This is a genomic window from Haloferax sp. s1 (assembly GCF_058382125.1).
Genome location: NZ_JBZRPK010000207.1, coordinates 1 through 1,941, shown reverse-complemented (window position 1 = coordinate 1,941; position 1,941 = coordinate 1). Strand labels below are relative to the sequence as shown.

Annotated in this window: 3 protein-coding genes; all 3 read right to left on the bottom strand. The window is 56.1% G+C overall.

The features are described from left to right. Positions 1-559: nucleotidyltransferase domain-containing protein (locus QT222_RS01725; protein ID WP_491476105.1), on the bottom strand; the 559-nt coding region annotated here is incomplete at its 3' end. Between the two features lie 420 nt (positions 560-979). Continuing rightward, positions 980-1,447: an HVO_A0114 family putative DNA-binding protein gene (locus QT222_RS01720; protein ID WP_004062178.1), complete on the bottom strand. Its 468-nt coding sequence runs from the start codon at positions 1,445-1,447 to the stop codon at positions 980-982. Then, positions 1,428-1,736 (bottom strand): toxin-antitoxin system TumE family protein, encoded by a 309-nt coding sequence (locus QT222_RS01715; RefSeq protein ID WP_049896049.1) that lies wholly within the window; start codon positions 1,734-1,736, stop codon positions 1,428-1,430. Before QT222_RS01715 ends, QT222_RS01720 begins: the two co-directional genes overlap by 20 nt. Positions 1,737-1,941 lie beyond the last annotated feature (205 nt).

The following is a 1,941-nucleotide window of genomic DNA, read 5'->3' as shown; positions in this document are numbered from 1 at the left end:
GTTCAAACGTGTAGCGGTCGCCGTCGAACCGTTCTTCGCCCAAGTCAGCGGCCACCGTCGAGATGACGCGTCGCGCGATAGTCCGGTCACCCTCAACGAGCACAAAGACGTCAATGTCGCTTTTGCGGTCGGCTTCACCACGGGCGACACTGCCAAAGACGAGAATGCCGAGTACGTTCGTGACTGCATCTGTCTGTTCGATTGCGGCGTTGACCCGTTCAACGAACGCTCGAACCGGTGCGTGATACTCAACTTGTGGAATCCCGAGAACAGGGTCGTCTTTCTGCAGTCGAGCGGGGTTGATCGAGACGTACTTGCGCTGTGTTGTCTGTCGAACCTGTACGATATCAAGAGCTTCAAGGAACTCAACTGCTCGCCAAACTGTCGACCGACTCCGGTCTGTTATCTCACTCAATTCTTTGAGTGTGAACTCGGACTGGTGTGCATCAATGAGGTGGCGTACCACGTCATCGGCCGCACGCAACCGAAACACTCCCGTGTCGCCACGTGGATCAACTGGCAAACAGATATTTATCCCTTGTTCTGTATTCTCGGACACTATATGATTTTATGCAACAGCTTATAACAAATCTGTGCGTCAACCCTCTGCAAAGGGACTTACTCCAACAGTCCGCCCCCATAGCGCGGTGTTCGACACACGGAGCACCGCCAGACAGGCTCTCCAGCCCACGCTGCGGATGGGCTGTCGTCGCGTGAGTCGAACCGATGCGGTGTCTACTCCCCACACGACTGACAGCGGAGCAATTGCCGTGTTGGCGAGGCTGACGACGACTGTGACGACGAGACATCAGCAGACGCTCGCTGAAGTGCAATCGCCGGGACAACCCACGTCTCTGAGTCCGAGAGTAACTGTTCACGCCAAGAGTCCTCAGTAATCTGCGTCCCAGCAGCGTCGTACCACCGGGAGCACCAAGAAGGTTTCAACAGGTTCAAGAAAATCGTAACCGCGAATCTCCGGCTACGCTGATGCGGGCGACGAAGACCCCTCATCACGCGGCAGACCGAACTCAACCTCAATCCGGACCGTATCGTAGGGGACGTACGGCTTCTTTGCGCGACCATCCTTCTCGAAGTGGACGATGTCGTACTCGGCTAGTAGGTGTAGATCGTCGTGCACATCGTGGACGTCGCGCTCCAAGCGACTAGCCAGTGCGCGGATACTCTCGGGCGGGCGTTCCATCACCTCTTCGAGGAGTTCCATCCGCCGGTCGGTTAGCAGTTGGCGGAGCCGCGTCCGATCCTCGAAGTTGACGACATGCGGTACCTCTTCACCCTGCTCCCACCGTTCGGCCCGCTCAAGAGCCGCCGCCTGTGCCTGTTCTGCTGGGAGCGACGTGATACGGAGAGTCGAAGGGTACTCGACCTCGTCCGGGTCGGGAGTGAATTCGTCGTGCGTCGGTTCAGTATCAGTTGGTTCGTTGCTCATAGATCTCGTTCACCTCGGTTTGGAAATCGTTGACTAGGTCGGACAGCCCTGTGAACTCCAACTTCGTGATGTCGCCCTCGGGTGTATGTCGGTGGTGTCGACCAACATCCAAGTGGTACGGCGAGTTATCATACCGCAGGAGCGTGTCGCCGTCAGCGTCCATGTACTGAAAGCTGTATTTCAGTCCCTGCGGGAAGTCTTCGCTTGAGGGAACCTGCCACGCGACCATCTCATACCGACTTCCATCTGGCTTCTCGTTTTCGTCCCGGTACACAACCCTTGCAGGCATCGTTCTCCTATGTTGTGGTACAACCCCAACAATGTTAAAGCTTAGCGTTTGGGACGTCCCCCAACAGTCAGATTCCGTACACTCAGCACCGCTTTGAGCTTTTTTAGCGATAGTACTTCGTCCGTACCCTTTCTTTGAACGGTATTCAACGCCATCTCACGCGGTGCTTAACTCTCGTGTGGGAAAGTTCGTCTCAAGCCCGTTT